The organism is Polymorphobacter sp., assembly GCF_048007885.1.
GTDB lineage: Bacteria > Pseudomonadota > Alphaproteobacteria > Sphingomonadales > Sphingomonadaceae > Sandarakinorhabdus.
The window spans coordinates 776282-802873 of sequence record NZ_CP180346.1 but is presented as its reverse complement, the minus strand read 5'-3'; the positions used below and the strand labels follow the sequence as shown (position 1 = coordinate 802873).

Annotated in this window: 34 protein-coding genes and 1 pseudogene; 11 read left to right on the top strand and 24 right to left on the bottom strand. The window is 66.4% G+C overall.

All coding sequences use genetic code 11. From position 1 onward, the window contains the following. Nucleotides 1-41: 41 nt before the first annotated feature. The 18 genes and pseudogenes from pal to ACMVO5_RS03730 all read right to left on the bottom strand — a co-directional run bounded on the left by pal (nucleotide 42) and on the right by ACMVO5_RS03730 (nucleotide 12882). A complete protein-coding gene (gene pal, locus ACMVO5_RS03815) occupies nucleotides 42-569 on the bottom strand; it encodes a peptidoglycan-associated lipoprotein Pal (RefSeq protein ID WP_416908749.1) in 528 nt (175 codons plus the stop codon). A gap of 68 nt (nucleotides 570-637) precedes the next feature. Next, entirely contained in the window at nucleotides 638-1966 is a 1329-nt protein-coding gene (gene tolB / locus ACMVO5_RS03810; RefSeq protein ID WP_416908748.1) for a Tol-Pal system beta propeller repeat protein TolB, read from the bottom strand. Nucleotides 1967-1981: 15 nt separating this feature from the next. Further along, nucleotides 1982-2818 (bottom strand): hypothetical protein, encoded by an 837-nt coding sequence (locus ACMVO5_RS03805; protein ID WP_416908747.1) that lies wholly within the window; start codon nucleotides 2816-2818, stop codon nucleotides 1982-1984. After that, a complete protein-coding gene (locus ACMVO5_RS03800; RefSeq protein WP_416908746.1) occupies nucleotides 2815-3249 on the bottom strand; it encodes an ExbD/TolR family protein in 435 nt (144 codons plus the stop codon). Before ACMVO5_RS03800 ends, ACMVO5_RS03805 begins: the two co-directional genes overlap by 4 nt. Nucleotides 3250-3257: 8 nt before the next feature. Next, on the bottom strand, nucleotides 3258-3947 hold the full coding sequence (gene tolQ / locus ACMVO5_RS03795) for a protein TolQ (protein ID WP_416908745.1): 690 nt from the start codon (nucleotides 3945-3947) through the stop codon (nucleotides 3258-3260). Beyond that, entirely contained in the window at nucleotides 3947-4399 is a 453-nt protein-coding gene (locus tag ACMVO5_RS03790; protein WP_416908744.1) for a YbgC/FadM family acyl-CoA thioesterase, read from the bottom strand. The genes tolQ and ACMVO5_RS03790 overlap by 1 nt, the downstream gene beginning before the upstream one ends. A 69-nt stretch (nucleotides 4400-4468) precedes the next feature. Further along, nucleotides 4469-4826, bottom strand: a pseudogene (gene rplS, locus ACMVO5_RS03785) (50S ribosomal protein L19). Between the two features lies 1 nt (nucleotide 4827). Continuing rightward, complete coding sequence (gene trmD / locus ACMVO5_RS03780) at nucleotides 4828-5571, bottom strand: tRNA (guanosine(37)-N1)-methyltransferase TrmD (protein WP_416908743.1); 744 nt, start codon at nucleotides 5569-5571, stop codon at nucleotides 4828-4830. After that, complete coding sequence (gene rimM / locus ACMVO5_RS03775) at nucleotides 5571-6053, bottom strand: ribosome maturation factor RimM (protein ID WP_416908742.1); 483 nt, start codon at nucleotides 6051-6053, stop codon at nucleotides 5571-5573. The genes trmD and rimM overlap by 1 nt, the downstream gene beginning before the upstream one ends. 29 nt (nucleotides 6054-6082) lie before the next feature. Next, complete coding sequence (gene rpsP, locus ACMVO5_RS03770; protein ID WP_416908741.1) at nucleotides 6083-6625, bottom strand: 30S ribosomal protein S16; 543 nt, start codon at nucleotides 6623-6625, stop codon at nucleotides 6083-6085. 24 nt (nucleotides 6626-6649) lie between these two features. Beyond that, nucleotides 6650-8080, bottom strand: coding sequence for a signal recognition particle protein (ffh, locus tag ACMVO5_RS03765; RefSeq protein ID WP_416908740.1), 1431 nt, complete (start codon nucleotides 8078-8080; stop codon nucleotides 6650-6652). A gap of 144 nt (nucleotides 8081-8224) precedes the next feature. After that, nucleotides 8225-9133 carry a c-type cytochrome gene (locus ACMVO5_RS03760; RefSeq protein WP_416908739.1) on the bottom strand — a complete coding sequence of 303 codons (909 nt, stop codon included), beginning with the start codon at nucleotides 9131-9133 and terminating at the stop codon, nucleotides 8225-8227. 10 nt (nucleotides 9134-9143) lie between these two features. Further along, nucleotides 9144-9593 (bottom strand): c-type cytochrome, encoded by a 450-nt coding sequence (locus ACMVO5_RS03755; RefSeq protein ID WP_416908738.1) that lies wholly within the window; start codon nucleotides 9591-9593, stop codon nucleotides 9144-9146. Nucleotides 9594-9664: 71 nt separating this feature from the next. After that, complete coding sequence (gene ftsY / locus ACMVO5_RS03750) at nucleotides 9665-10579, bottom strand: signal recognition particle-docking protein FtsY (protein WP_416908737.1); 915 nt, start codon at nucleotides 10577-10579, stop codon at nucleotides 9665-9667. Beyond that, nucleotides 10576-11379, bottom strand: a complete 804-nt coding sequence (dapF, locus tag ACMVO5_RS03745; RefSeq protein WP_416908736.1) for a diaminopimelate epimerase — start codon at nucleotides 11377-11379, stop codon at nucleotides 10576-10578. The genes ftsY and dapF overlap by 4 nt, the downstream gene beginning before the upstream one ends. After that, nucleotides 11376-11969 (bottom strand): pyridoxamine 5'-phosphate oxidase, encoded by a 594-nt coding sequence (gene pdxH / locus ACMVO5_RS03740; protein ID WP_416908735.1) that lies wholly within the window; start codon nucleotides 11967-11969, stop codon nucleotides 11376-11378. The genes dapF and pdxH overlap by 4 nt, the downstream gene beginning before the upstream one ends. Before the next feature lie 3 nt (nucleotides 11970-11972). Continuing rightward, a complete protein-coding gene (locus tag ACMVO5_RS03735; RefSeq protein WP_416908734.1) occupies nucleotides 11973-12278 on the bottom strand; it encodes a TraR/DksA family transcriptional regulator in 306 nt (101 codons plus the stop codon). A 112-nt stretch (nucleotides 12279-12390) separates the two neighbouring features. Next, the gene (locus ACMVO5_RS03730) at nucleotides 12391-12882 is read right to left on the bottom strand and encodes a hypothetical protein (RefSeq protein ID WP_416908733.1); all 492 of its coding nucleotides are present in this window, start codon (nucleotides 12880-12882) and stop codon (nucleotides 12391-12393) included. A gap of 323 nt (nucleotides 12883-13205) precedes the next feature. On the opposite strand from ACMVO5_RS03730, the gene ACMVO5_RS03725 reads away from it, so the two are divergent. The 3 genes from ACMVO5_RS03725 (at nucleotide 13206) to ACMVO5_RS03715 (ending at nucleotide 14724) form a co-directional block, all read left to right on the top strand. Then, entirely contained in the window at nucleotides 13206-13856 is a 651-nt protein-coding gene (locus ACMVO5_RS03725; RefSeq protein ID WP_416908732.1) for an HNH endonuclease, read from the top strand. Between the two features lie 91 nt (nucleotides 13857-13947). Further along, nucleotides 13948-14298, top strand: a complete 351-nt coding sequence (locus ACMVO5_RS03720; RefSeq protein ID WP_416908731.1) for a hypothetical protein — start codon at nucleotides 13948-13950, stop codon at nucleotides 14296-14298. Nucleotides 14299-14439: 141 nt separating this feature from the next. Then, entirely contained in the window at nucleotides 14440-14724 is a 285-nt protein-coding gene (locus ACMVO5_RS03715; RefSeq protein ID WP_416908730.1) for a GIY-YIG nuclease family protein, read from the top strand. A gap of 109 nt (nucleotides 14725-14833) precedes the next feature. Here ACMVO5_RS03715 and uvrA read toward each other — a convergent pair whose 3' ends face one another. The 4 genes from uvrA to ACMVO5_RS03695 form a co-directional block, all read right to left on the bottom strand. Further along, nucleotides 14834-17671 carry an excinuclease ABC subunit UvrA gene (gene uvrA, locus ACMVO5_RS03710; RefSeq protein ID WP_416908729.1) on the bottom strand — a complete coding sequence of 946 codons (2838 nt, stop codon included), beginning with the start codon at nucleotides 17669-17671 and terminating at the stop codon, nucleotides 14834-14836. Nucleotides 17672-17712: 41 nt separating this feature from the next. After that, the gene (locus ACMVO5_RS03705; protein ID WP_416908728.1) at nucleotides 17713-18114 is read right to left on the bottom strand and encodes a hypothetical protein; all 402 of its coding nucleotides are present in this window, start codon (nucleotides 18112-18114) and stop codon (nucleotides 17713-17715) included. Nucleotides 18115-18195: 81 nt separating this feature from the next. After that, nucleotides 18196-18561 (bottom strand): hypothetical protein, encoded by a 366-nt coding sequence (locus ACMVO5_RS03700; protein WP_416908727.1) that lies wholly within the window; start codon nucleotides 18559-18561, stop codon nucleotides 18196-18198. Between the two features lie 71 nt (nucleotides 18562-18632). Then, nucleotides 18633-19436, bottom strand: coding sequence for a helix-turn-helix transcriptional regulator (locus tag ACMVO5_RS03695; protein ID WP_416908726.1), 804 nt, complete (start codon nucleotides 19434-19436; stop codon nucleotides 18633-18635). Between the two features lie 179 nt (nucleotides 19437-19615). On the opposite strand from ACMVO5_RS03695, the gene ACMVO5_RS03690 reads away from it, so the two are divergent. After that, nucleotides 19616-21208: an acyl-CoA carboxylase subunit beta gene (locus tag ACMVO5_RS03690; protein WP_416908725.1), complete on the top strand. Its 1593-nt coding sequence runs from the start codon at nucleotides 19616-19618 to the stop codon at nucleotides 21206-21208. A 278-nt stretch (nucleotides 21209-21486) separates the two neighbouring features. Here the strand turns inward: ACMVO5_RS03690 and ACMVO5_RS03685 are convergent, their stop codons facing one another. Beyond that, entirely contained in the window at nucleotides 21487-21891 is a 405-nt protein-coding gene (locus ACMVO5_RS03685) for a hypothetical protein (protein ID WP_416908724.1), read from the bottom strand. A 136-nt stretch (nucleotides 21892-22027) separates the two neighbouring features. On the opposite strand from ACMVO5_RS03685, the gene ACMVO5_RS03680 reads away from it, so the two are divergent. Both ACMVO5_RS03680 and ACMVO5_RS03675 read left to right on the top strand, forming a co-directional pair. After that, on the top strand, nucleotides 22028-22930 hold the full coding sequence (locus ACMVO5_RS03680; protein ID WP_416908723.1) for a class I mannose-6-phosphate isomerase: 903 nt from the start codon (nucleotides 22028-22030) through the stop codon (nucleotides 22928-22930). 21 nt (nucleotides 22931-22951) lie between these two features. Beyond that, a complete protein-coding gene (locus ACMVO5_RS03675) occupies nucleotides 22952-23242 on the top strand; it encodes a hypothetical protein (protein ID WP_416908722.1) in 291 nt (96 codons plus the stop codon). Between the two features lies 1 nt (nucleotide 23243). Here ACMVO5_RS03675 and ACMVO5_RS03670 read toward each other — a convergent pair whose 3' ends face one another. Continuing rightward, entirely contained in the window at nucleotides 23244-24017 is a 774-nt protein-coding gene (locus ACMVO5_RS03670) for an NUDIX hydrolase (RefSeq protein WP_416908721.1), read from the bottom strand. A gap of 55 nt (nucleotides 24018-24072) precedes the next feature. Between ACMVO5_RS03670 and ACMVO5_RS03665 the strand changes: the two genes are divergently transcribed. From ACMVO5_RS03665 to ACMVO5_RS03645, 5 genes are all read left to right on the top strand, one after another. Next, nucleotides 24073-24240 (top strand): hypothetical protein, encoded by a 168-nt coding sequence (locus ACMVO5_RS03665; RefSeq protein ID WP_416908720.1) that lies wholly within the window; start codon nucleotides 24073-24075, stop codon nucleotides 24238-24240. Nucleotides 24241-24305: 65 nt separating this feature from the next. Beyond that, nucleotides 24306-25433 (top strand): flavodoxin-dependent (E)-4-hydroxy-3-methylbut-2-enyl-diphosphate synthase, encoded by a 1128-nt coding sequence (gene ispG, locus ACMVO5_RS03660; protein ID WP_416908719.1) that lies wholly within the window; start codon nucleotides 24306-24308, stop codon nucleotides 25431-25433. Beyond that, nucleotides 25430-25708: a hypothetical protein gene (locus ACMVO5_RS03655; RefSeq protein ID WP_416908718.1), complete on the top strand. Its 279-nt coding sequence runs from the start codon at nucleotides 25430-25432 to the stop codon at nucleotides 25706-25708. Before ispG ends, ACMVO5_RS03655 begins: the two co-directional genes overlap by 4 nt. Beyond that, on the top strand, nucleotides 25705-26073 hold the full coding sequence (locus ACMVO5_RS03650; RefSeq protein ID WP_416908717.1) for a TfoX/Sxy family protein: 369 nt from the start codon (nucleotides 25705-25707) through the stop codon (nucleotides 26071-26073). The genes ACMVO5_RS03655 and ACMVO5_RS03650 overlap by 4 nt, the downstream gene beginning before the upstream one ends. Next, a complete protein-coding gene (locus ACMVO5_RS03645; RefSeq protein WP_416908716.1) occupies nucleotides 26067-26546 on the top strand; it encodes a GNAT family N-acetyltransferase in 480 nt (159 codons plus the stop codon). The genes ACMVO5_RS03650 and ACMVO5_RS03645 overlap by 7 nt, the downstream gene beginning before the upstream one ends. Nucleotides 26547-26592 lie beyond the last annotated feature (46 nt).

The following is a 26592-nucleotide window of genomic DNA, read 5'->3' as shown; positions in this document are numbered from 1 at the left end:
CGATTTGGGCGCGCGAGGGAAGGCCGCGCGCCCATAGGCTCTTAGTTGAGCGCAGTCACCGCGCGCCGGTTGATGGCATAGGCCGCTTCATCGGCGCCGTCAGCCTCCGGGCGCTCCTTGCCATAGGAGATGGTGGTCATGCGCGAGGTCGACACCCCTTGCGCGGCCAGGAAGTTCTTGGCCGCCTCGGCGCGGCGGTCGCCGAGAGCGAGGTTGTATTCGCGGGTGCCGCGCTCGTCGGCATGGCCTTCCACGGTGATGCGCACATCTGGATACTGGCTGAGCCACTGCGCCTGACGGGTCAGGATGCCACGCGCCGTGTCGTCGATCTCATAGCTGTCATAGGCGAAACGGACCCGGTCGGTGCCGGCCTGGGCGATGAAATCGGCAAGGCTGCCAGGCACAATGCCGGTGCTGACATCAGCGGGCGGCGGCGCGGTCGGCGCGGGCGGCGGGGCAGTGGGCTGGGCCGGCGGCGGCGGCGGCAAATCAGCGGCCTTGGGGGCACAAGCGACGAGCGCAACGGCCAAAAGTGCAACGGAAGTGAGGCTCCTGGTCCGCGATGTCATGTGCAATCCCCTGCTGAGCAACCCTGATAACAGTCATTTGTTTAGCTTTTATGTGAGCGCGCGGCAAGTCAGTCGAGCAGCGGGGACCATGCGGGGTCCGACCCATCGAGCGGCGTCGGGCGCCTGCGCTCATTCTGGCCGGACAGATCGACCGACCAGAGCGATGGCGGACCGCCCCGCGCCTGCCGCTGGAACATGATGACCCGACCGTTTGGAGACCAAGTTGGCGCCTCGTCCTGATAGCCGTTGCTGAGCTGGCGCTCGCCGCTGCCATCGGGGCGGATGACATTGATGCCGAAACGCCCGGCACCGAAGCGGGTGAAGGCAATCAGATCGCCGCGCGGGCTCCAGACCGGCGAGGCGGCGCGGCCCTCGCCGAAGCTGATGCGCTGCTGGTCGGATCCATCCGCGTTCATCACATAGAGCTGCTGGCTGCCGCCGCGGTCGGACTCGAAGACGATCCGCGTGCCATCGGGCGAATAACTCGGCGAGGTCTCGATGCCGGGCTGGGTGGTCAGCCGGGCCATCCGCTTGGTCTCGATGTCGAGCGTGTAGATATCGGTGTTGCCGCCCACCGCCATCGAGAAGATGAGGCTTTTGCCATCGGGCGAGAAGCGCGGTGCGAAGCTCATGCCCTGAAACGTGCCGAGCGATTCCTGCCTGGCGGTGCCCAGACGGTAGAGCCAGACGCGGGGCCTGTTATTCTCATAGCTCATGTAGGTGATGGTTTGCTGGGTCGGGCTGAAGCGCGGGGTCAGCACGAGGTTTTGCCCCGAGGTCAGGAAGCGGTGCCCGGCGCCGTCCTGATCCATCACCGCAAGGCGCTTGATCCGCCGCGACCGTGGCCCGGTTTCGGAAATATAGATGATGCGGCTGTCAAAATATCCGCCCTCGCCGGTCAGGCGGCTGTAGACGAGATCGGCGCATTTGTGCGCCGCGCGGCGCCAGCCGGCGGCCGAGGTGATGAAGCCCTGGCGCGTCAGCTCCTCGCCGGCAAAGACATCATAGGCATAGCAGGCGAGCAGGATGCTGCCATCGGCATTAGGGGTAACGCTGCCTGTGACCAGCGCCTGCGCCGCCACGGTGCGCCAGGCGGCGAACTCCGGGCGCAGCACGGTCGCCGTGGTGACGCTGGTGGTAAAGGCCGCTGGTGCGATGGGACGAAACAGGCCGGAGCCGCGCAGATCATTGGCAATGACATCAGCGATGCGGATGCCGAGCGATGTGGTGGTGCCAGCCGCTGTCTCGATCTCGGCGGTGGCCGGAAAGGCGGGCACGGCAATGGGCATCGGCTGGCTGATGCCGCTGTTGATATCGACACGGAGCTGCGCCGATGCCGGGGCGGCCAGAGCAGCCGCGAGCAGGGCCAGAATAAGCGCGGGGCGTGGGGCTTTCATGGGGCCTCCTTCAAATCAGGTCATCTGTTCGGGGTCGAAGTTGATTTCGACCGATTTCCACTGCGGGTAAAGCTCTGCCGGCAATTTGAGCGGAGAACAGCGCAGCACGGCGCGGCGCGCCGTTTCGGCAAAGGCGCGGGCATAATCGCCGTTGCGCGTCGTCACCCCGGTCTGGTCGATCACGCGCGGCGTGCCCATCACCCGACCATCGGGGGCATATTCAGCGGCGATCACAACGGTCATGTCACTGACATCAGCGCCGCCGAGCGGCGGGTTCCAGCACGGGGCGACTTGGGCGCGGATGGCCTGTGCAAGCGTGGCGGCGGCGCGCGGGTCGATGGTCGCTGTCCGGCTTTGCGCCGTCTCGATCGTCTTGGCGAGCGCAGAGGTATCGAGCGGCTTGCGGTCGGCCTTGGGCAGCGCCTTGTCGATGAGATTGGAGAGTTGCGATGTGTCGAGCGGCTTGGGTGCCGGTGGCTTTGGCGGCTTGGGCGCCACGGTGGCCGGTTTGGGCGGCGCCGGCTCTGCCTTCACGGTGGGGACTGGTTCCGGTTCCGGCTCAGGTGCTGGCGCGGGGTCTGGCTCGGGCGCGGGTTCGGGCGGGGCACTCTCCTGAGGTGCGGCCTCGATCGAGGGCTTGGGCGCTTCGGTCACGCGCGGCACATCGGCGATGTCGACGAATTCGACCGGCATGATCTCCTGCGCCGGCGGCAGCGGGCTGTTGAACCATTGCCAGCTCAGGCTGAAGGCGGCGAACAGCAGCACATGGGCCAGCGTGGCCAGTGCGATGGCGCGCGGCTCGGCCCCGCTGGGCGCCGCGAGAGGGGGCAGGGTGGCGCGGCTTGCCGTCATCGCGCGTCGGCGTTGGGGCTTTCACCGTCCGAGACCAGCGCAACGCGGCGAAAGCCAGCGGCGGACACGTCACCAACCACGCGCATGACGCGGCCATAATCAAGGCCGCGATCGGCGCGCACATAGACCCGGGCCTCATCGGTGCGCGCTTCGCGCAGCGCCGCCAGCTTCTCGCCCAGCCCCTCGATGCTGATCTCCTGCTGGTCGATGAAGATGCGCCCCTCGGCGTCGAGGCTGAGCTGGATGGGCGTGTCATCCTCGGCCAGCGCCCCGGCCTTGCTCTCGGGCAGGTCAACGGGCACGCCGGCAACCAGCAGCGGCGCTGCCACCATGAAAATGATGAGCAGCACCAGCATCACATCGACCATCGGCGTGATGTTTATCTCGGCCATCGGCGCGCGCCGCTTGCCGCTGGATCGGGGGCCGGTCATCGCCACGGCTATTTGGTCTCCAGCGAGTCGAGCTGGCGGCTGAGCAAGCCCTGAAACTCCTCGGCAAAGGCGGCCAGCCGCCCTTCGAGGCGCCCCACGCCATGCAGCAGCCGGTTGTAGCCGATAACGGCCGGGATGGCGGCAAACAGGCCGATCGCCGTGGCGAACAGCGCCTCGGCGATGCCCGGTGCAACCACGGCCAGCGTGGTGTTCTGCGAGGCCGCAATCGCGGTAAAGCTGCGCATGATCCCCCAGACCGTGCCGAACAGGCCGACGAAGGGCGCCACTGCGCCGATGGTGGCGAGAATGTTGAGCCGGTCCGACAGCGCATCGATGTCCCGCGTGATGCTGACTTGCACGATCGCGGCCAGCCGGCTGCGCACCCCTGACTTGTCGAAGCGCCCGCCGCCGAGGCTGCGCCGCCATTCGGTCATGCCGGCCACGAACAGCCGGGCGGACGGGTGGTTGGCCTTGGTCGCTGGCGCCATCAGCGTGTCGAGGTTTTCGGCTTTCCAGAACCAGTCCTCGAACTGGGCGGCTTCGTTGTTGATGCGCCGCAGTGCCCGGCTGCGCTCGAAGATGATCGCCCAGGACCAGATTGAGGCGGCAAGCAGGCCCAGCATCACCAGCTTGACGACGAGATCGGCCTCGAGAAACAGCGCGAGAGGACTGATCGTGGTGGCGGCAACAGGGTCCATCAGGCGGCTTCGGCTTCTTGCTGGAGGGCGAGGAACTGGTTCTCCCAGTCTTTCGGCAGGCGGCGGGGGCGACCGTCCGGGCAGAGCAGGGCAGCTGTCACCGTTGCCGTGCACAGCGTTGCCTCATCATGAACAATCGTCTGGGTCAGCACCACGGCGGCGGCGCGCAGGCGCGAGACCCGGCTTTCGATGATCAGCGCATCATCGAGCCGCGCCGGGCGCAGCCAGCGGATATTCATGTCGGCAACGGCGAAATAGCCGGCAGCGGCAATGTCAGGCGCCATATGGGTGATGCCGACATGGCGCAGCATTTCGGTGCGGCCGCGCTCAAACCAGCGCAAATAGCCGGCATGATAGACGATGCCGCTATTGTCCGTGTCCTCATAATAGACACGCACAGGAAGACGATGGACGCCGCCTTGCAGGTCGCCGGAGGAGGGGAGCCGATTCACACCCCCCTTGTAGGGGGCCGAGGCCGGATTGACAAAGGGGCCTGCCGCGCGGGCAGGCCCATTTGCCGCTTACTTTTCTTCGGCGATACGGGCCGACTTGCCCGAGCGGCCGCGCAGATAATAAAGCTTGGCGCGGCGCACGACACCGCGGCGCACCACGGTGATGCTCTCGATCGAGGGCGAATAGAGCGGGAAGACGCGCTCGACACCTTCGCCGTAGCTGATCTTGCGCACAGTGAAATTGCTGTTGATGCTGCGGTTCGAGCGCGCGATGCACACGCCCTCGAAATTCTGCACGCGGGTGCGCTGGCCTTCGACAACGCGCACGCCGACGCGCAGCGTGTCACCGGCCTTGAACTGGGGAATCTCGCGGCCCTCGATGAGCTTGGCGACCTGTTCGGCTTCAAGAGTTCTGGATGAGATTCATCTCATACGTCCTTTTTCTGTTGTCGCGCGCCAGAGGGCGACTGATCCGCGGCGTCGGAATGACGCTGCCAAAGATCCGGCCGCCTTGACCGTGTGTCCTCCTCGGACCGCGCCAATCGCCAGGCGGCGATTTTCGCGTGATCCCCCGATCGCAACACTTCGGGGATCTCAAGGCCCTCCCAAAGAGCGGGCCTTGTATAATGCGGATGTTCGAGAAGGCCGCTTTCGAAGCTCTCATCCACACCGCTGGAAGCCGCGCCCATTACACCGGGCAGCAGGCGGACGCAAGCATCGAGAAGCACCAGCGCCGCCGTTTCACCGCCCGACAGGATAAAATCGCCAATCGAGATCTGCTCGATGTCGCGCGCTTCGAACAGACGCTCGTCAAAACCTTCGAAACGCCCGCAGATCAGGGTCACGCCGGGGCCCTGGGCAAGGCTTCGGATACGGTCCTGGGTGAGCGGCGCGCCGCGCGGCGTGAGCGCAATCCGTGGCGCGCCATCGCTCACGGCATCAAGCGCGCGGGCGACGACATCGGCGCGCAGCACCATGCCGGGGCCACCACCGGCCGGCGTGTCGTCGACGGTGCGATGCTTGTCGGTGGCGGCATCGCGGATATTGCGCGCGGTGCACGTCCACAGGCCATCCGCCAGCGCGCGCCCGGCAAGCGCATGGCCGAGCGGGCCGGGGAACATCTCTGGGTAGAGGGTCAGCACCGTGGCCGACCAGCCGGCGTTGCCGCTCATCACCCCAACCATATGGGGTCGATCACCAGCCGGTCCCCGTCTTCGCCGACGACATCGCGGGTGAAGGGCACCATGGCCGTCTTGCCGCCCGTCAGCTCAATGTCGAGAATGTCGGAGGCGCCGAAATTCTCGACCGACTTGACCGTGCCGATCAGCGCGCCATCGGGCGCAACCACGGTGCGGCCGATATAGTCGACATGATAATATTCGCCCTCTTCCAGCGGGGGCAAATGCTCGCGCGGCACCTCAAGCGTCGTGCCGCGCAAGGCTTCCGCCTGGGTCCGGTCGGCAATCTCTGCAAAGCGCGCAATGGCGCCGGCCTTGTCGGGCCGCAGGTCCTGCAGGGTCAGCGTCCGGTCGCCGGCGTGAAAGACCTTCTGCAGGTGCAGGCTCTCAAGCGAGGCGGTGAACAGCTTGAGCCGCACCGCGCCGCCGATGCCATGGGCACCGGCGACGGCAGCAAGGGTCACGCGACCGGACATGAAAATCTGCCGACCGCGCGCATCAGGCTTCAGGCCTTGGGCTCTTCGTCAGCGGCAGCCTCTTCTGCAGGGGCTGCCTCAGCAACAGCTTCCTCGGCAACAGCTTCCTCGGCAGGGGCTTCCTCAAGAGGCGCTTCCTCGGCCGGCGCCGCAGCGGCTTCGGCAGCGGCGGCAGCCTCGGCCGCAGCAGCTTCAGCGGCTTCCGCTTCGGCAGCAGCCGCGGCCTCGGCGGCTTCAGCAGCTTTCTGCGCGGCCAGTTCAAGCCGTTCCTTGGCCTTGGCGCCCGGCTCGCCCTTCTGCGGGTTGTTGCGCGGCGCGCGGGTGCGGATGCCAGCGGCGTCGAGGAAGCGGGCGACCCGGTCCGACGGCTGGGCACCAACGCTCAGCCAGTGCGCGGCGCGCTCGCCGTCAAGCTTGACGCGCTCGGCGCTGTCCTTGGGCAGCAGCGGGTCATAGACGCCGATCTTTTCGATGAACTTGCCGTCGCGGCGGTTGCGGCCGTCGGTGACGACGATCCGGTAATAGGGGCGCTTCTTCATGCCACCACGGGCGAGTCGGATTGCAAGAGCCATTTCAGTATCTTCCTTCGGTTAATTCTATCGTTTGTTGAATTTGTTTGCGCCGCCCGGTCCACCGGGTCCGCCAAGCAGCCCGCCAAGACCCGCCATCATGCCGCCGGGCGAATTGCCCATCCGTCCGAGCATGGCGGCCATGCCCTTCATGCCGCCCATCTTGCGCAGCTTCTTCATGGCATTGGCCATTTCGAGCTGCATCTTGAGAACGCGGTTGACCTCCATCACCGTGGTGCCCGACCCGTTGGCGATCCGGATCTTGCGTTTGGCAGTGATGATCGCGGGCTTGGCCCGCTCCGTCTTGGTCATGGACGAGATGATCGCCTCCATGCGGCCAAGCAGCTTCTCGTCCATGCCGCCGCTGGCCATGGCCTTCTTGGCCTGCGCCATGCCCGGCATCATCGAGGCGAGCGCGCCGAGCCCGCCCATCGCCTTCATCTGGCGCAGCTGGGCGGCGAGATCGTCAAGGTCGAACTGGCCCTTGGCCAGCTTCTCGGCCATGCGCTCGGCGTCTTCCTGCTCCACATTGGCGGCCGCGCGCTCGACCAGGCCGACGATATCGCCCATGCCGAGGATGCGGTTGGCAACACGCTGCGGATCGAACGCTTCCAGCGCATCGAGCTTTTCGCCGGTGCCGGCAAATTTGATCGGCTGGCCGGTGATGGCGCGCATCGACAGCGCCGCCCCGCCGCGGGCATCGCCGTCCATGCGGGTGAGGATCACGCCGGTCAGCGGCACTTCGGCCTTGAACAGCGTGGCCGTGCTCACCGCGTCCTGCCCGGTCAAGGCATCGACGACGAGCAAGATCTCGTGCGGGCCGGTCGCCTTGGCGATCTGCGCCATTTCCGCCATCAGCGCGGCATCGACCGAAAGCCGGCCCGCCGTGTCGAGCATCACGACATCATAGCCCTGCAGCTTTGCCGCCTGGCGCGCGCGCTCGGCAATGGCCACCGGCGGTTGGCCGGCCACGATCGGCAGCGTCGCCACGCCGGTCTGCTCGCCGAGCACGCGCAGCTGCTCCTGCGCGGCCGGGCGGGCGACGTCGAGCGAGGCCATCAGCACCTTCTTGCCCTGGCGCTCGGTCAGGAATTTGGCGAGCTTGGCGGTGCTCGTCGTCTTGCCCGAGCCTTGCAGGCCGACCATCATCAGCACCGCCGGCGGTGTTGCGGGAATGTTCAGGCCCTGCGCTTCAGCGCCAAGCAGCTCGACCAGCGCATCATTGACGATCTTGACGACCTGCTGCCCGGGCGTGACCGAGCGGATCACCTCAGCGCCGATCGCCCGCTCGGTGGCCTTGTCGATGAAGTCCTTGACCACCGGCAGCGCGACATCAGCCTCGAGCAGGGCGATCCGCACCTCGCGCATCGCCGCGCGCACGTCGAGCTCGGTCAGCGCTCCGCGGCCGCGGAGCTTCTCGAACACATTGCCAAGACGGTCTGAAAGACTGTCGAACAAAATCACTTCCTCAAAACGAATACCACGCCGGCGGACGAACACTCGTCGGCCAGCGTGCATCCGTGGACGCAGCTTTTCCCATTGCTGGGGTTGCGGTCGCCTTATGCCTTTTCATGGGTGCGGTCAACAACCGCCGCTGCGCGCTCATTCGCTCTGGTGGGTGGGGATAGCCTTGAGATAGGCGGCAATGGCGGCGCGGTCTTCACCGGGCAGTTCGGCCATATTGGTCTGAACCTCGACCATCGAGCCGCCGACGCTGTCATATTCTGGTGTAAAACCGGTGGCGAGATAATCGGCGATTTCGCCGGCTGACCATTCGAGCGCGCCGGGTGTGATGTTGGGGATGCGGCCGCGGCCATCGGGATTGGGCGCGCCGGCGAGCCATTTGGCATGATCGAGCGCGCCAAGGCCGTTCTGGGAGCGGGGCGTGTGGCACTGGCCGCAGTGGCCGGGGCCTTCGACCAGGTATTGGCCGCGCCGTTCGACGTCGCCCGCGCTGGCAGAAAGAGCGACGATGGGAGCAGCGTCTTCGCCAAAGGCGATCTTCCAAAGGCCGAGGCCGCGGCGGACATTATAAGGGAAGGCGAGCTTGTTGTCGGGGGCCCTGCCGGCCACAGGCGGGAGTGTGCGGAGATAGGCGTAGAGGTCGGCGATGTCGGCCGGGGTCATCTTCACATAGCTGGTGTAGGGGAAGGCGGGATAGAGATGGCGACCCGACTTGCCGACGCCGCGCTGCATGGCATTGGCGAAATCAGCCAGGGTCCAGCTGCCCAGACCATCGGTGTGAGGAGAGATGTTGGGGCCGTAGAAGGTACCAAACGGGGTTTCGAGCGGCGCGCCGCCGCCAAGCTTCAGCCGGTCTTCGCCCTTGGCATCGTCGGCGGCATGGCAGGAGGCGCAGCCGCCCGCCCAGAACAGGCGGGCGCCGCGCTCTGCGCTGCCGCTGCCTTCGGCTGCGATCTCCGTCTCATCCAGCCTGGAGGGAGCCGTGAGCAGATAGAAGGCCAGTGCGCCGAGGCCGGCGAGCGCCAACAGGCGAGCGAGGAGCTTCACCCGGGGCGGCTCAGTCGAGCTTGACGCGGAAGCTCTCGTGGCAGCTGCGGCAGTTTGCGGTCACCTTGCCGAACTGCGCGCCAAAGGCCTCCTTGGTCGAGAGGTCGGCGGCCATGGCGGCGCCGGTATCAGCTTCGAACTTGGCAACGGCGGCCTTGAATTCGGCCGGCTTTTCCCAGATGGCAGGGGCTGCTTCGGTCTTGCCGCCGGTCTTGCTGTTGGCCGGGAAGAGGCCGCCGAACTTGGAGGCGACGTCATGCATGTTGGTGAAGATCGCCTTGGCCTTGGCGGCGTCATAGGGCGTCACACCCTTGAGCATGTCGGCACCAGCCTTGGTGTCGCCGCCATTGCTCTTCATCATGGCCTTGCGCTGTTCGATGGGGCCGCCCTGCGCGAGAACCGGCGCGGCGATTAGCGTGGCGGCGGCAAGCGAAGCTGCGATGATGCGAGCACGGATCATGGGTAGGTCTCCAGATGGGGGCTATGGCCTCTATTGACAGGAAAAACGGAAGATTTGCAACCCGGGAGCCGCTAGCGGCCGGTGATGGCGGCGGCGAAGTCTTGCGCTTCGAAGGGGCGCAGGTCGTCCATGCCTTCACCAACGCCGATGGCATGGATGGGCAGGTGAAAGCGCTCGGCAGCCGCCACGATGACGCCGCCCCGGGCCGAGCCGTCGAGCTTTGTGATGACCAGGCCGCTGACCTTGCTGACCTGCTGGAAGACCTCGATCTGCGAGAGCGCATTCTGGCCGGTTGTGGCGTCGAGAACGAGCAGCGTATCATGGGGGGCGGCAGGGCTGCGCTTTTGCAGGACACGGCGGATCTTGGCCAGCTCGTCCATCAGGCCGGCCTTGTTCTGCAGGCGGCCGGCGGTGTCGATGATGAGCACATCGGTGCCGCTGGCTTGGGCCTTTTCGAGCGCGGTGTAGGCGAGGCCGGCGGCGTCGGCGCCTTGTTCGCCGCTGATGAGGGGCACGCCGACCCGCTCGGCCCAGATGCCGAGCTGGGTGATGGCCGCGGCGCGGAACGTATCACCGGCGGCCAGCATAACCGAATAATCCTGTTCGGTGAAGCGGCGGGCGAGCTTGGCGATGGTGGTGGTCTTGCCCACCCCGTTGACGCCGACGACGAGGATGACATGCGGGCGGGGAAAGGCGGTGATGGCCAGCGGCTTGGCGTAGGGGCTGAGAATATTGGCGATTTCCTCGGCGATGGCGGCCTTGAGGCCGGGCTCGTCGATGCCGCGCTCGAAGCGGGGGCCTTCGAGCTTTTGCCGGATGCGGGCGGCCACCGCAGGGCCGAGATCGGCGGTGATGAGCGCGTCTTCGATCTCGTCGAGCCGGGCTTCATCGAGCGGCATGGTGCCTGTGGCGAGGCCGGACAGGCTGTCGGCGAGCTTGGTGCTGCTGCGGGTTAGGCCGGACTTGAGGCGATCGAGCCAGCTCATGCGAAGGCCTCAAGATCGATCTCGCCGCGGTAGGCGATGATGGCGGGGCCGGCGAGATGGAGGTGGCCGGCCGCGTCGGTGCGGACGGTGAGATCACCGCCGGGCATGGAAACAAGGACTTGGGCGCCGACCTTGCCGCGCTTTTGCAGCGCAGCCACCGCAGCGACGGCGCCGGTGCCGCAGGCGCGGGTGAGGCCGGCGCCGCGCTCCCAGACGCGCAGGATGATGTGATCCGGCGCGCGGATTTCGGCGACGCCGACGTTGATGCGCTCGGGGAAGAGGGGGTCGTGCTCGATGCGGGGGCCGAGGATATCGAGGGGGACGGCGGCGGCGCTTTCGACTTCGAAGACGATATGGGGGTTGCCGACGCTCAATGCTGCGGGGTCGGTGAGATCATCGTAGCTGATCGGGAGGTGCAGCGTGTCGAGGGGGTAAGCCAATGGAATCCGGTCCCATTCGAAGCGGGGCTGGCCCATATCGACTTCGGCCTGGGTGCCGCTGGCATAGCTGGTGAGTGGGCCGCCGGCGGTTTCGATCGTGGCATCGCCGCCGAGATGGACGGCGAGCGCGCGGCTGCCGTTGCCGCAGGAGGGGACTTCGCTGCCATCCGAATTCCAGAAGCGGGCGCGGACGGTGGCGGTGTCGCTGGGTTCGATGAGGATGAGCTGGTCGAAACCGACGCCGGTGCGGCGGTCGGCGAGGTTGCGGACCTGATTTTCGGTCAGGTTGACAGGGGTTTGGCGGGCATCGAGCAACAGGAAATCATTGCCGAGGCCGTGCATCTTGAGGAAGCTGGTCATGGGTAGAGCAGGTGCGTGGTCCAGCCGCCTTGGGGGGTGCGGGTGAAGACCTCGCGTTCGTGGAGGCGGCCGTCGCGGTCTTGCCAGAATTCGATTTGCTCAGGCACGGTGCGCCAGCCGGACCAATGGGGGGGGCGGGGAATTTCAGTGGGATAGCGGTCAAGAACCTCTTGCAGGCGGGCTTCGAACGTGGCGCGGTCGGGCAGGGGTTGCGACTGGAGGCTGGCCCAGGCGCCGGCTTGGGAGAGGCGGGGGCGGGTGGCGAAATAGGCGTCGGCCTCTTCGTCGGATACCTGTTCGACCCTGCCTTCGATGCGGATCTGGCGGCGCTGGGTCTTCCAGTGAAAATCGAGCTGGGCGCGCGGATTTTCCTTGAGTTCGAGGCTCTTGCGACCCGTCAGGTTGGTGTAGATGACGAATCCGCGCTCATCCCAGCCCTTGAGGAGGACGATGCGGACGCTGGGGCGGCCGTCTTTTGTTGCGGTCGCGAGCGCTACCGCATTGGGATCATTGGGTTCTGTGGCTTCGGCGGCGGCGAGCCATTCGGCGAAGCGGGGAAGGGACTGGTCATCCCTTCCCGTTAGCCGCATCGCTCAGGCAGCGCAATTGATGCAGCGGGTGGCGTCGGGCTGGGCCTTGAGGCGCTGGGGGTTGATATCGGCGCCGCAATTTTCGCAGGTGCCGTAGGTGCCGGCTTCGATGCGGTGGAGCGCCCGGGTGATCTGCTCGATTTCCTGCTTGTAATGGGCCTCCAAGGCTTCGTTGGTGCCGAGTTCTTCGAGGTCGTTGGCCTGATCGGCGAATTTGGGCGAGAGTTGCTGGGTGGTCTCGCCGTCGAGGCGGGCGATTTCGGCTTCGAGCTCGACGAGGCGGGCTTTCAGGGTTTCGGCTGTGGTCATGGTTGCTCTCCTTGGATGCGCCATCATGTCACGGGCAAGCAGGGGAGGCCATGATCTGAATCAAACAGGTGAGTTTTTGGGGGGTTTTGGTGGGTCTGGAAGGTGAGGAAGGTTAGTTGGGCGTGCTGGAATCCGAGGGGGTTACGAGCTTTGGCGCGTGGTGGCGGGCGGCGAAATCGAAGGGGGTGAGTTCCTCCCCTTCAAGGCCGGGGGCATCGGGCAGGGATTCGGCCTGCATGGCGAGGCTGGTGAGCTCGGCGGTTTCGAACGCTTCCGGGGTTGGGAAGCTGCGACGGGCGGACCATTGGCGCTGGCGGCGCTGCCGCTCCTGCCGTTCCAGCATGTAGATGAGCAGGCGATCGGAACAAGGGCGGACGCGGGCCTCGATCTCGGTGCCGTGAAGATAGCGGCTCTCCCGCTCGCCATTCAGGACGCGGCTGAGCGCGATCTGCTCGATCAACCCGCTCGCCTGTTCTACGGCCCGGTCCCACGCTTCGCGGAACGCGGTGGCATCAGGATGGCGGCGCAGCCGATAAGCGGTCTGCACGGTCATCCCCACGCCCTGGGCGGCGGCGGTGACGGAGCCGGTATCGGCGAGGCGCATTATGAACTCATGCTGCCGCGCAGGCGTCCACCCATCATGCCGCGCACGGACGGGGACGGGGGAGAAGGGGATGTGTTGGTTCATGGGGGAAGGTGTAACCTATTTGGTTCAGAAATGCAATGGCGAGAAATCAGCGAAGCAGATTTCCGACTCATTGCATTTCCGGACGGCGGGGCTGGCGGGTCGCAGCCGCCAGAACCCGTCCGACGGCGCGGCTTTGCCGCGCACTTTCTTTCTTACTGTCTTCACGAGGGGAGCGGACTCGGCGGCTTTGCCGCCGGCCGCGGGAACTGGCACAGTCCCCCGTCACAGGAGGACCGCCGATGCCGCTGACATGGAAACAAGCCGTCTGGTCCGCCGTGCAGCGGCAGGCAGCGCGCGGCGACACGATCACCCGGCAGGGACTGATTGACGCCGAACTCGCGCAGATCGTGGCGGATGTTGGCTCGACAGGGGCGACCCCGGCGCAAACGCTGAGCCGGATTTTGCAGGAGCTGCGCGACGATGGCGTGCTGATTTTCGATGCCAAGGGCCAATATCGCCTTGCGTCGGAGGCGCGCGTGGCCAGCCTCGAGGAGGCGATTGCGACGCAGGTCAGGCAGTTGCAATGGGTGCGCCTCGGCCAGAGCCGTTTTCGGGCGGCGCTTGATGCGCGCTGGGGTGGGGCCTGTCCGCTGACGGGTGTGGCTGACCGGGCGTTGCTGAGGGCATCGCATATCGTACCGTGGAACCGTTGCGAGGATGAGGCGGAGCGGCTTGAGCCGGACAATGGGCTTTTGCTTTCGGCGCTTTGGGATGCGGCGTTTGACAAGCTGCTGGTGAGTTTTGGGGATGACGGGGTTGCGGTGGCGTCTCCGAGGCTGTCGGCGCGTGGGCGGGATGTGCTGCGCGCGGCGGGGGGCGAGCGCATCGCGGGGCTGACGGCGGGGAATGTCGAGCGGTTGCGGTGGCACCGGGCGCTGGTGTTGGGCTAGCGGCTTGGCCTTCGCTTAGGCCCCGGATCAAGTCCGGGGCGACGGGAACTTATCCCATTGAAAATGATCGACAAACGATCAATTGTTTTCGATGAGTTCCATTTTCCCTTTCGATATTCCGGAGACCGTGCGGCGGGAGTCGTTGGTCCTGCTGGACTCGGATGAATGGCTGATTGGTGCGCCGTTGACGTTCTGGGCGTCCATGTGTTGGGGCAGAGGGACGGATTGGTGCACGGCTTGTGACCTGACTGCTTTCGAGATTTACCATCGCCAGGGGCCGCTGCTTGTTTTTCGTCAACGCTATGAAGGTGGATGTTGGCAGTTGCACCCGGCCACGCGGGAGTTTCGCAACGGGCAAAATCGGTTGGCTAGCTGGCGGGGCTTTCTTGGACATTATCCGGTGATTTGCGGCGCGCTTTTCGCGATGGGGGAGAGCTTGTAGGGGGCTAGCGGCGTGGGCGGCGCTTAGGCCCCGGATCAAGTCCGGGGCGACGGGGACCGGGAGCGCTGGCGGCGGGTTTGGGGGGTGTTGTGTGGTCTGTCCGGGCGGCTAGGATCGAGGGCATTGGGCAAGGAGGCGCGTGTGGAGAAGGGGGGTTGGGTTTATCTGATGACCGACAAGCCGCGCGGGGTGCTTTATGTGGGGGTGACGGCGGATTTGGCGCGGCGGGTGGGGGAGCATCAGGCGGGGGTTGGCTCGGTGTTTTGTGCGCGCTGGGGGTTGCGGCGGCTGGTTTGGGCGGAGCGGTTTGGCTCGATTGAGGCGGCCACCCGGCGGGAGAAGCAGGTGAAGCGGTGGCGGCGGGATTGGAAGATTGCGCTGGTGGAGGCGGGGAATCCGGAGTGGGGGGAGATTTTGCCTTGGTGAGGGGGTGGGTTGGGGCTGGGGGCGCGCTGGTTGCTTAGGCCCCGGCTCAGGGCCGGGGCGACGGGGGAGGGCCGTGTTTGGGGCGAATTAGTGGTCGGACGTGGTCGCGCTACTTTTTCAGCAGCGGCGCCAAATACCGCCCCGTCCAGCTCCCCTCAGTCCCCGCCACAACCTCCGGCGTCCCCTGCGCCACAATCTCCCCGCCATTGACCCCGCCGCCAGGGCCCAGATCGAGTACCCAGTCGGCGGTCTTGATGACATCGAGATTATGCTCGATGACCACGACCGTGTTCCCCTGATCCACCAGCCGGTGCAGCACCTCCAGCAGCTTCTTCACATCCTCGAAGTGCAGCCCCGTGGTCGGCTCGTCCAGAATATACAAAGTCTGCCCGGTGCTGCGGCGGGCGAGCTCCTTGGCGAGTTTGACGCGCTGGGCTTCGCCGCCTGAGAGCGTGGTGGCTTGCTGGCCGACCTTGATGTAGCCCAAGCCCACTTCGGCGAGCATGGCCATTTTATCGCGGATGGGGGGGACGGCCTTGAAGAAATCGAGGCTGTCTTCGATGGTCATGTCCAGCACATCGGCGATGGATTTGCCCTTGAACTTCACTTCGAGGGTTTCGCGGTTGTAGCGGTGGCCGTGGCAGACGTCGCACTGGACGTAGACATCGGGGAGGAAGTGCATCTCGATCTTGATGAGGCCGTCGCCTGTGCAGGCTTCGCAGCGGCCGCCCTTGACGTTGAAGCTGAAGCGGCCGGGCTTGTAGCCGCGGGCCTGGCTTTCGGGGAGGCCGGCGAACCAATCCCGGATGTTGGTGAAGGCGCCTGTATAGGTCGCGGGGTTTGAGCGCGGGGTGCGGCCGATGGGGGACTGGTCGATGTCGATGACCTTGTCGCAGTGTTCGAGGCCGGTGATCTTGTCATGCGGGCTGGCGAGGAGGCGGGCGCCGTTCAATTCGCGGGCGGAGGCCGCGTAGAGCGTGTCGATGGTGAAGCTGCTCTTGCCGGAGCCGGAGACGCCGGTGATGCAGGTGAAGGTGCCGAGCGGCAGGCTGGCTGTGATGTTCTGCAGGTTGTTGCCGCGCGCGCCGTGCACGGTGAGCTTTTTGCCGCTGCCTTTGCGGCGCTTTTTTGGCACTTCGATCTTGCGGCGGCCGGAGAGATAGTCGGCGGTGATGCTGCCTTTGGTTTTGAGGATCTGTTCGAGCGTGCCCTGGGCGACGACCTGGCCGCCGTGGACGCCGGCGCCCGGCCCCATGTCGATGATGTGATCGGCGAGCCTGATGGCGTCTTCGTCATGTTCGACGACGATGACGGTGTTGCCGAGATCGCGCAGGCGGCGCAGCGTTTCGAGCAGGCGGTCATTGTCGCGCTGGTGGAGGCCGATTGAGGGCTCATCGAGGACATAGAGGACGCCGGAGAGGCCGGAGCCGATTTGGCTGGCGAGGCGGATGCGCTGGGCTTCGCCGCCCGAGAGCGTGCCGGACTTGCGGTCGAGGTGGAGATAATCGAGGCCGACATTGTTGAGGAAGCCGAGACGCTCGACGATCTCCTTGAGGATGGGGGTGCCGATGGTCTGTTGCTTGGGGGTGAGCTTTTCGGCGAGGGTCTCGGCCCATTTGAGCGCGTCACCGACCGGGCGGCGGACGGCCTGGGCGATGGTCTCATTGGCGATTTTGACCGAGAGGGCTTCGGGCTTGAGCCGGTCTCCGTGGCAGGTTTCGCACGGCGCAGCGGACTGGTAGCGGCTGAGCTCTTCGCGCATCCAGGCGGATTCGGTCGCGGCGAGGCGTTTTTCGAGATTGGCGATGACGCCTTCGAAGGGCTTGTTGACCTCATAGGCCTTGCGGCCGTCTTCGAAGCGGAGCGTGATGGGGTGGCCGCCGGTGCCGTGGAGGACGGCGTGCTGGGCCTGGGGGGTGAGATCCTGCCATTTGGACTTGAGGGTGAAGCCCATGGCGCGGCCGACCGAGGCGAGGACCTGCATGTAATAGGGGGAGGGGGGCTGGGACTTGGCCCAGGGCATGACGGCGCCCTTCTCGATGGTGAGGGCGTGATTGGGGACGATGAGCTCGGGATCGAAGATGGCCTTTTCGCCGAGACCGTCGCACGCCGGGCAGGCGCCTTGCGGGGCGTTGAAGGAGAAGAGGCGGGGCTCGATTTCGGGGATGGTGAAGCCGGAGACGGGGCAGGCGAATTTTTCGGAGAAGAGGGTGCGGGTGGCGGCGTCATCTGCGGTCTCAATGATGGCGAGGCCGCCGGCGAGCTTGAGGGCGGTCTCGAAGCTTTCGGCGAGGCGGGATTCGAGGCCGGGCTTGAGGACCAGACGGTCGATGACGACGTCGATCGAGTGTTTCAGCTTCTTGTCGAGGGCGGGGGCGTCTTCGATGTCGTGGAACTGGCCGTCGATCTTGACGCGGGTGAAGCCGTCTTTCTGGAGCTGGGCGAGTTCCTTCCGGTATTCGCCCTTGCGGTCCTGGATCAGGGGGGCGAGCAGGTAGAGGCGGGAGCCTTCGGGGCGTTCCATGACGCGGTCGACCATCTGGGAGACGGTCTGGGCGGTGATGGGGAGGCCGGTGGCGGGGCTGTAGGGGATGCCGACGCGCGCCCACAGCAGGCGCATGTAATCATAGATTTCGGTGACGGTGGCGACCGTGGAGCGGGGGTTCTTGCTGGTGGTCTTCTGCTCGATGCTGATGGCGGGGCTGAGGCCTTCGATGTGTTCGACATCGGGCTTTTGCATCATTTCGAGGAACTGGCGGGCATAGGCCGAGAGGCTCTCGACATAGCGGCGCTGGCCTTCGGCGTAGATGGTGTCGAAGGCGAGGCTGGATTTGCCGGAGCCGGAGAGGCCGGTGATGACGGTGAGGCTGTTTTTGGGGAGGTCGACGTCGATGCCCTTGAGGTTGTGCTCGCGGGCGCCGCGCACTCGGATCTGGGGAGTCTGCATGGACGCTGTCGTTCCAGATTTGTTCGGGAACGGCAAGTGCGTCAATTGTTCCGGTAGCGCGCCTCGAGGAGGGTGCCGACGAACAGGGCGGCGAGGACGGGCCAGGCCCAGAAGCCCTGCGCATTGGCATAGGCGGGCGGCCAGATGTCAACCTCGACGAAGGTGGCGAGGTGGATGGTGGTGCCGACGACGTGGAAGCCGGCGGCCCAGAGCGGCCAGAAGCGGTCAGACTTGAGGGCGATGATGAACAGGAAGGTGAGCAGCGCCACATCGATGCCGAGCACGCCGGTCTCCGGGCTGGCGAAGCCGGAGCTGACGGCCAGCGGCGTGATGAGGGCGGCGAGCATCATGCCGCCGGCAGCGAGGCGTTCATCGGTGCGGCCGCGCAGGAAGGCGAAGAGGCAGGTGCCGATGAGGAGGATGAGAAAGGCCGTTTGAAGCATCAGGCGATCACCAATTTGCGTCTATTCGACGAGGGCGAGGCGCGGGCGCCGGGCGATGGTGTCGCCCGGCGCCTGGTGCAGTCAAGCGGCCTGGACCACCGTGTCCTCGTCGGTCTTGACCGCGTGGATGGCAGGCTGGTGCACATCGCGGCCCTTGCCGAGGCTGCCGAAGCCGATGGCACCGAGGCCGATCTGGCGCTGGGCGACGGCAAGGGCTTCATGGGTGGCGCAAATGCCCGAGCGGGCGTCCATCAGGCTGGCGCAGGTGCGGCTGGCTTGGAGCAGCGCTTCATGGCCGACCATGGGGGCGAGATTGGCGTCGAGGCGGGCCTTGGGCATCGTCGCGGTCAACAGGGCGACGGCCTGGATGGCGGCATCGATGGCGGCTTCCGCGGCGAACAGCTGTTCGGCGACGGTTTCAGCGGCGAGGCGACGTTCCTTGAGCATAACACAGTCCTTACACAAGTCCCGACGGGCGGGGCGGGGATAACGGTCGGACGACCGTCGTCCGACTGTGGTCAGAGCAGGGACTTGAGCGATTGCAGCGCCGAAAGGATGGCGCCAAAGCCCAAGGCCGAGCCGATGGAAATTCCGGCGATCCAGGCGAGGCGCATTGGCACCGACAGGGTGTTGCGCTCTCCCCAGGGCAGCGCTGCTGCGGCGAGTGGTCGGACACCTGAGCCAGGGTCAGTGGCTCCAGCGCCCGACCGACTGCCGAGCATTGCTGCTTCGCTGGTTATCGATGCATTCGCGTTGCGGGGAGGGCCGCCAAGCGAGGGATCGAAGGTCGGATTGAGCGACTGGTGGAGCGAGAAATTGGCTGGGTCTTGCCGTTCACCCGTTACACCAGCTGCTGAAGCCGATGCACCGAATTTGGCGAGATTCGGCCCGGAAGCCATATCCGATGAGCCGTATATCAACGGCTGATACGTGCCATCATCCTCAGGGGCGGGCATGACGGGCTGGGCGTCCGGCCCCTGCTCTTCGAGGATCAGCAGGCGCGCCGCCTCGATGCGGTTGGCCACGCCGAGCACCTTCATGGCGGTGCGCAGCCGCATGTCCACGGTGTGCGGCGAGACCCCGAGATCGCGTGCAATATCCTTTGATGTCATGTGGTTGTAGACGAGGCGCAGACATTCCTTCTGGCCATCGGTCAATTGCTGAAGCGGAGACATGGACTTGCCCGCAGAGGGCTGGGACTTGCCCGCAGAGGGCTGGCGCGCATTGTCTGAAGGGGAATTCATTGCCGGCGCACCACGGGACGCAAGGCGCCCGAAGGCACCAAACCCGTCATTTCCATCCTGGCAAATCGTAGCACTCATCTACTGGTACGCCTTGTGGTTGACCCTGACCGCATAACACACCCGTAGGAAACATTGCCGAAAAGGGCCGACAATGCAAGCAGTCCGCGCGAATCATTTTACAGTGTGACACTCTGCGCGTCGCGAAACTGTGGCTGAAACGCGCCATAATGGATGAAATAAATGATTGCGAAATTAATATGAACAGCAACAATGGTGGCAAAAGTGCCACATCGGACGGTCTGGCAGGGCCATGGGCCACCGAACTGGACGAGCTTGAACGACGCCGCGCGCTGGCGCTGGCCATGGGCGGGCCGGACAAGCTGGCGCGTCAGGCCGCAACCGGGCGGCTCGACGCCCGCGCCCGGCTGGCGCTGATGGCCGACGAAGGCAGCTTTGCCGAATGGGGCGCGCTCGCCGGCTTTGGCCGCTACGCCGAGGACGGCCAGCTTGAAGGGGTGCAGCCGGCCAACTTCCTGTTCGGCACGGCGCGCATCGATGGCCGGCCGGTGGTGCTCTCCGCCGATGACTTCACCGTGCGCGGCGGCGCGGCAGATGCCAGCCTGCACCGCAAGATGGTCGACGCCGAGCGCATGGCCGCCGAATGGAAGTTGCCGATCATCCGCATGATCGAAGGCACCGGCGGCGGCGGCTCGGTGCGCACGCTCGAAACCATGGGCCACAGCTATGTGCCCGAAGTGCCGGGGCTGGAGACAATCGTGGCCAACCTTGGCCAGGTGCCGGTGGTGGCGCTGGGGCTGGGACCCGTCGCAGGCCTGGGCGCCGGCCGGCTGGTGATGGCGCATTACAGCCTGCTGGTCGACGGGCTGGCGCAGATGTTTGTCGCCGGCCCCCCGGTCGTCGCCGCCGCCGGCGAACACCGCACCAAGGAAGAGCTGGGCGGCGCCGCCATCCACGCCGCCAATGGCGCGGTCGATGACCGGGTGGCCAGCGAGACCGAAGCCTTTGCCCGTGTGCGCCGCTTCCTCTCCTACCTGCCCGCCCATGTCGATGAACTGCCACCACGCGGGCCGCGCGACCGCAGCCGCAAGGGCGCCGCCTGGCTCGATGCCGCCGTGCCGCGCGACGGCCGCAAGCTCTATCCCGTCCGCCCGATCATCGCGGCCGTGTTCGACCGGGACAGCTGGTTCGAGATCGGCGCCGAATGGGGCGCGGGCGTCGTCACCGGGCTCGCCCGCCTCGACGGCTGGCCGGTCGCGGTCATCGCCTCAAACCCCGAAGCACTGGGCGGCCTGTGGACCGCTGCCACCGCGCGTAAGGTCGAACGCATGGTCGATCTCGCCGATAGCTTCCATCTGCCGCTCGTCCAGATGGTTGATAATCCCGGCTTCATGATCGGCCGACGCGCCGAGGAAGAGGGCACAATTCGCTGGGGTTCCAGAGCCTTGGCAGCCATATATCAATCATCCGTACCTTGGGCGACGATCATCATGCGCAAATGCTACGGCATGGCCGGCAGCGGCCACGCGCCCGCCGACCGCCTGCGCCTGCGCCTCGCCTGGCCGAGCGGCGACTGGGGCAGCCTGCCGATCTCCGGCGGGCTTGAAGCCGCCTACCGCGCCGAACTGGAAGCCAGCGACGACCCCGCCGCCACGCTGAAAACCATCAAGGACCGCCTCGACCGCGTGCGCTCGCCCTTCCGCACCGCCGAACGCTACGGCGTCGAAGACATCATCGCACCCTCCGAAACCCGGGCGCGACTGGTCGACTGGATCGACCTCGCCCGCCGCGCCCTGCGGCCAGGGGCGAAACGGCGGGGGCCACGGCCCTGAGGGGGCTGGGATTGGGAGCGGCAGGCCCTCCGGCGGGATAGTTTGGGCCTCCGGCGGCTGGGGCCTCAGGCCCCAGACCCCATTCGTTGTTTTGGGACAAGAATTGCATGGGCAGCGCTGGCGCGTAGCGCTTTGACAGCCTGCGGCGCTGGGCTTGGGGGGACGGGCGTCGCTCAGGCCCCGGGTCTGGCCCGGGGCGACGGAGATTTTTGGGCGGTTCCACTGATGGGGTCTGGGGCCTGAGGCCCCAGCCGCCGGAGGCCTTCTTTGCGGCAGGTTCAGTCTGGCTGATTGCCGGGGCCGGGGCCGCGGCCGCCTTGGCCGCGCATGGCGCGCATTTGTTCCATGCCGGTGCGGAGTTCGTCGCGGGTGAGTTGGCCGTTCTTGTCGCTGTCCATCATGTCGAAGCCGCGGTCGCGGCGGCCGGCGGCGAGCCATTCTTCGCGGCTGAACTGGCCGTCGTTGTTGGTGTCTGCGGCTTGCATCCGTTCGCGCATTTCGGCGCGCTGGGCTTCACGGTCGGGGTTGCCGTGGCGCTCAGCTTTGGCTTTGGGACTTTCGGTTTGGGGGGTTTGGGGGGTTGTGGGCGTAGGGGTGGTTTGGGCGGCGCTGGCGCTGGCGATGAGGGTGAGGGCGAGGGTGGCGGCGCGCAGGGGGGAGCGGGCGATCGGGGTGTTCATCATGGGTATGGGCTTTCTGTGATGTTGGTGATGGGATTACGGCGGTGGCGGATGAAATCCCCCGCTTTGGTGCAAGAGTGAGTGGTGGAGACGTGAAAATGTGGTTAGGTCGGGGGATTATGCGGGAAATGACAATCTGATGCGTGTGATGCCGGTTCTGGAGGCGGCGGCGGTGCCGGCGGTGGTGTTGCTGGAGCGGCGGCTGGTGGCCAAGCCCTGGGGGCGGCCGGCGGGCGGGGAGTGGGCCTGTGGCGCCGTGTTTGCCGAGCCGGTGGGGGAGATCCATCATCTTCTGCCCGGCGTGGCGAATTCGCGGGATGTGCGCGAGGTGATGGGGGCGGATGCGCTTTTGCTGAAGACGCTGTTCACGCGCGAGATGTTGAGTGTGCAGGTGCATCCGGATGCGGCGGCGGCGCGGGCGATGGGGATGGCGCGCGGCAAGGACGAGGCGTGGCTGGTGCTGGACGCGGAGCCGGGCGCGCAGGTGGGGCTGGGGCTGGCGCGGCCGATGAGCCGGGCGGCGCTGGCGGCGGCGGTGGCCGATGGATCGGTGGTGGCGGCGATGGTCTGGCATGAGGTTGTGCCGGGCGATGTGTTGATGGTGCCGGCGGGCACGGTGCATGCGCTGGGGGCGGGTGTAACCGTTTTGGAGGTGCAGGAGAATAATGACCTGACATGGCGGCTTTTCGACCATGGCCGAGGGCGCAGGCTGGATGTGGAGAAGGGACTTTCGGTGGCGCGGCGCGAGGCCTGGGTGCGGCCTGAGCCGCTGGCTTCGCCGGGACCGGGGCGGACGGCGCTGGGCGCTTGCGGAGCCTTTGTGATGGAGCGGGTGCGGGGTGACGGCGTGTTGCGGCCTGCGGTTGGACGCCCGGCCTGGGTGGCGGCGCTGGGTGCGGGCGTGCGGCTGGGCGGGCTGGCGCTGGAGGCGGGCGCGGTGGCGCTGGTGAGTGACGCGGTGCCGGTGATGGCTGGCGAGGCCGGGATTTTGGTGGCGCAGGCGGGGGGCGTGGCGCAGGCCGGGCTTTGGGCGGGCAAATGAGCGGCTGGCTCGAACTCGGTGATGGCGCTGGGCGCGGATTATGGGGTGAATCCGCTGATTTTTGCGGCGATTTATGTGGGGGCGATTCCGTTTTTTCTGCTGTTTACCGGCATTGCGGTGAAGCGGGGGCGGGCCGGGCGGCCGGTGGTGTTGCCGGTGATGGGGGCGGGGCTGTGTTTCATTTCGGCCTATCTTTATCTGGCGATTGCCGGGCGGGGGATCCCGCTTTGGGTGTGGGGGGTTTTGGCGCTGGTGATTGGCTATGGGGCTTGGAACGCGGTGGCGAGTTATCGGCGGAAGCTGAGGGGCTGAGCTATTCTCTTCGCACGCTGGCGAGGGGTTCTTCGGTGTGGGGATAGCCGAGGCCGGTGGGGATGGTGAGCCAGGGCTGGCCGTCGCGCTCCCTGATTTCGGGCTGGATGTAATGGCTGTTGCTGTCTGCGAGGATGGCTTCGACGCTGGCGTGGGCGGCGAGGCGGGCGAGGACGCAGCGGGTGGGGAAGACGAGCTCGCTGGCCTGATTTTCGAGGACTTGCGCGGCGGTGAGCCAGTGGATGGAGACGGCTTCATAGCCGTCGGCGCTGGTGGTTTGGGCGTTGCCGGTGACATCGACGACATAGAAGCGGGTGTGGAAGCGGCGCTTGATGGGGGCGGCGGCGGGGGGTTCCCAGATGCCGTAGGGGTGGAGGCGGCTGGCATCGACGTGATGGGCGAGTGCGGCCAGCGTGGCGGCATAGGTGCAGGCCTCGGCGCTGTCGGGTCCGCTGGCGAGCATGGCGCGGGCGTGGGCGAGCATCTGAGGGTCGGGCAGGGGGCCTGAGGAGAGGAGGAGGCCGGTTTCTTCCAGCGTTTCGCGCGCCGCCGTGATGCGGGCGGCGGCGTCTTCATGCGCGAGCGTTTCGAAGCCCTGGGCGAGGCTGGGGGTGCGCGCGGTGGTGATGTCGGCAGCATCGACGCGGCCGCCGGGGAAGACGAGGGCGCCGCCGGCGAAGGCGAGATGGCGGGCGCGCTCGGCCATGAGGATGAGCGGGGGGCCGGCATCTTGCGCCTTGAGGAGGATGACGGTTGCGGCGGGGATGCTGGTCATGCTTTGAGTGTAGCTGTTGTGGGTTTGGTTTGCAGCCTTGTTGATTGGTGGGTTTGTGGCGATCGGCTGGATCTTGAAGGGGACGGGACTGGGGCTCTGGCTGGGGGGGCTGGGCTTCTGGCTGTTTGGCGGGCTTTTGGGCGCTTTTGGGCTGGGGCTGATGCAGGCGGGGGTGGTGAGCTATTCGGCCGGGGCTGCGGTGATGATCTGGCGGCGGCGGTGATATGACCCCTTGGAGGCGGTGGCGGCGGGCGGTATAGCGCGCGCAGGTGAATTGGGAGTTTTGCGATGAGTGTGCGGCCCTGGCGGGACATTGTGCGGCGCAAGAGCCGGCAGATCATGGTGGGCAAGGTGCCGGTGGGCGGGGATGCGCCGATTGCGGTGCAGACGATGACCAATACGCTGACCAGCGATGCGGCGGCGACGATCAACCAGATCCGGGCGTGCGAGGAGGTGGGGGCCGATATCGTGCGGGTGTCTTGCCCGGATGTGGAGAGTACGGCGGCGCTGAAGCAGATCGTGCGGGCGGCGCGGGTGCCGATCGTGGCGGACATTCATTTTCACTACAAGCGCGGGCTGGAGGCGGCGGACGCGGGGGCGGCGTGCTTGCGCATCAACCCGGGCAATATTGGCTCACAGGCGCGGGTGAAGGAGATTGTGAACGCGGCCAAGGCCAATGGCTGTGCGATCCGGATCGGGGTGAATGCGGGGAGCCTCGAGAAGCATTTGCTGGAGAAATATGGCGAGCCTTGCCCGGAGGCGCTGGTGGAGAGCGCGCTCGAGCATATGAAGATGCTGCAGGACGAGGATTTTCACGAGTTCAAGATCTCGGTGAAGGCCAGCGACGTGTTTCTGGCGGTGGCGGCTTATAATGGGCTGGCGGAGGTTTGTGATTATCCGCTGCACCTGGGGATTACCGAGGCCGGCGGTTTGCAGGGCGGGACGGTTAAGAGCTCGATCGGGCTGGGGATGCTGCTGTGGGCAGGGGTGGGGGATACCATCCGGGTGTCGCTGTCGGCGGATCCGGTGGAGGAAGTGAAGGTTGGCTATCATATCCTGAAGTCGCTCGGCATCCGGGCGCGGGGGGTGCGGGTGGTGAGCTGCCCATCGTGTGCGCGGCAGGGGTTTGACGTGGTGAAGACGGTGGCGACGCTGGAGGAGCGGCTGGCGCATATCACGACGCCGCTGTCGCTTTCGGTGCTGGGCTGTGTGGTGAACGGGCCGGGCGAGGCGCGGGAGACGGACATCGGGCTGACCGGCGGCGGCAACGGGCGGCACATGGTGTTTCTGTCGGGCATTACCGACCATGTGATCGAGGATGCGAAGATGATCGATCATATCGTCGAGCTGGTGGAGGCCAAGGCGGCGGCGCTGGAAGCGGAGAAGGCAGCGGCGGAGCAGCAGGCGGCGGAATGAGCCCGGCGCTGCTCTCGCGGGCGACCTATGCGATGCTTTGGGCGACTGTGGGGGCGTGGAAGCTGCTGTTGATTTTGGAGCTTTTGGGCGATTTCGACAAGGAATGGCCAGTGGCGGTGTTTGCGCTGCTGATGGCGCTGGCGGCGGTGTGGGCGGCGATGCAGTGGCGGGCGTGGATGCGCGAGGCGCGGGAATGGCCGCGGTTGGGGCTGCCGATGGCGGCGGTGATGCTGTGGTTGCCGCTCGATGTGATTTCGACCGAGTTTGGCCGATGAGCGGATTGACGGACTGGCTGAACGAGGCGCTTTCGCCGCTCGGCGCTGTGCGGGTGCGGGCGATGTTTGGCGGGCATGGGGTGAGCCTGGATGGGCTGCCTTTTGGGCTGATTGCGGACGATGTGCTGTATCTGAAGTGTGACGCCGAGAGCGAGGGGCGGTTTGTGGCGGAAGGGCTGGCGGCTTTTGTTTATGACAAGGGGGGGACGCCTGTGGCGATGAGCTACCGCCGGGCGCCGGACGCGGCGATGGATGACGGAGAGGTTTTGCGCGAATGGGCGGTGCTGGCGCTGGCGGCGGCACGGCGGGCGCGGAAGCCGGCGGCGCGGCGGGGGCCGAGGAGCGGGCTGACCAGAGCATGGTAATCACCCTGCGCGAGGCCGTGCCGGGGGATGAGGCGGCGATCTTGCGGCTGGTGCGGGCGCTGGCGGAGTATGAGCGCGCGCCGGATGCGGTGAAGGCGAGCGAGGCGGATTTTACGGCTGCGCTGTTTGGGGCGGACGCTGTGGCGGGGTGTGTGCTCGCAGAAGTGGACGGCGCGGCGGTGGGGCTGGCGCTGTGGTTTCGCAATTTTTCGACCTGGACGGGGCGATCAGGGCTTTATCTGGAGGATCTGTTTGTGGCGCCCCACGCGCGCGGGCTGGGGGTGGGGCGCGCGCTGCTGGTGCATCTGGCGGGGATTGCGGTGAGCCGGGGGTGGGCGCGGTTTGAATGGAGCGTGCTGGACTGGAACGCGCCGGCGATTGGCTTTTATCGCGCGCTGGGGGCGCGGCCGATGGATGAGTGGACGGTGATGCGGCTGGAGGGGGAGGCGCTACGCCGGCTGGCGGGGGGCTGAGGTGGGCTGTCGGCTGGTGCTGGCGTGGCTGGGCGGGCTTTGCTAG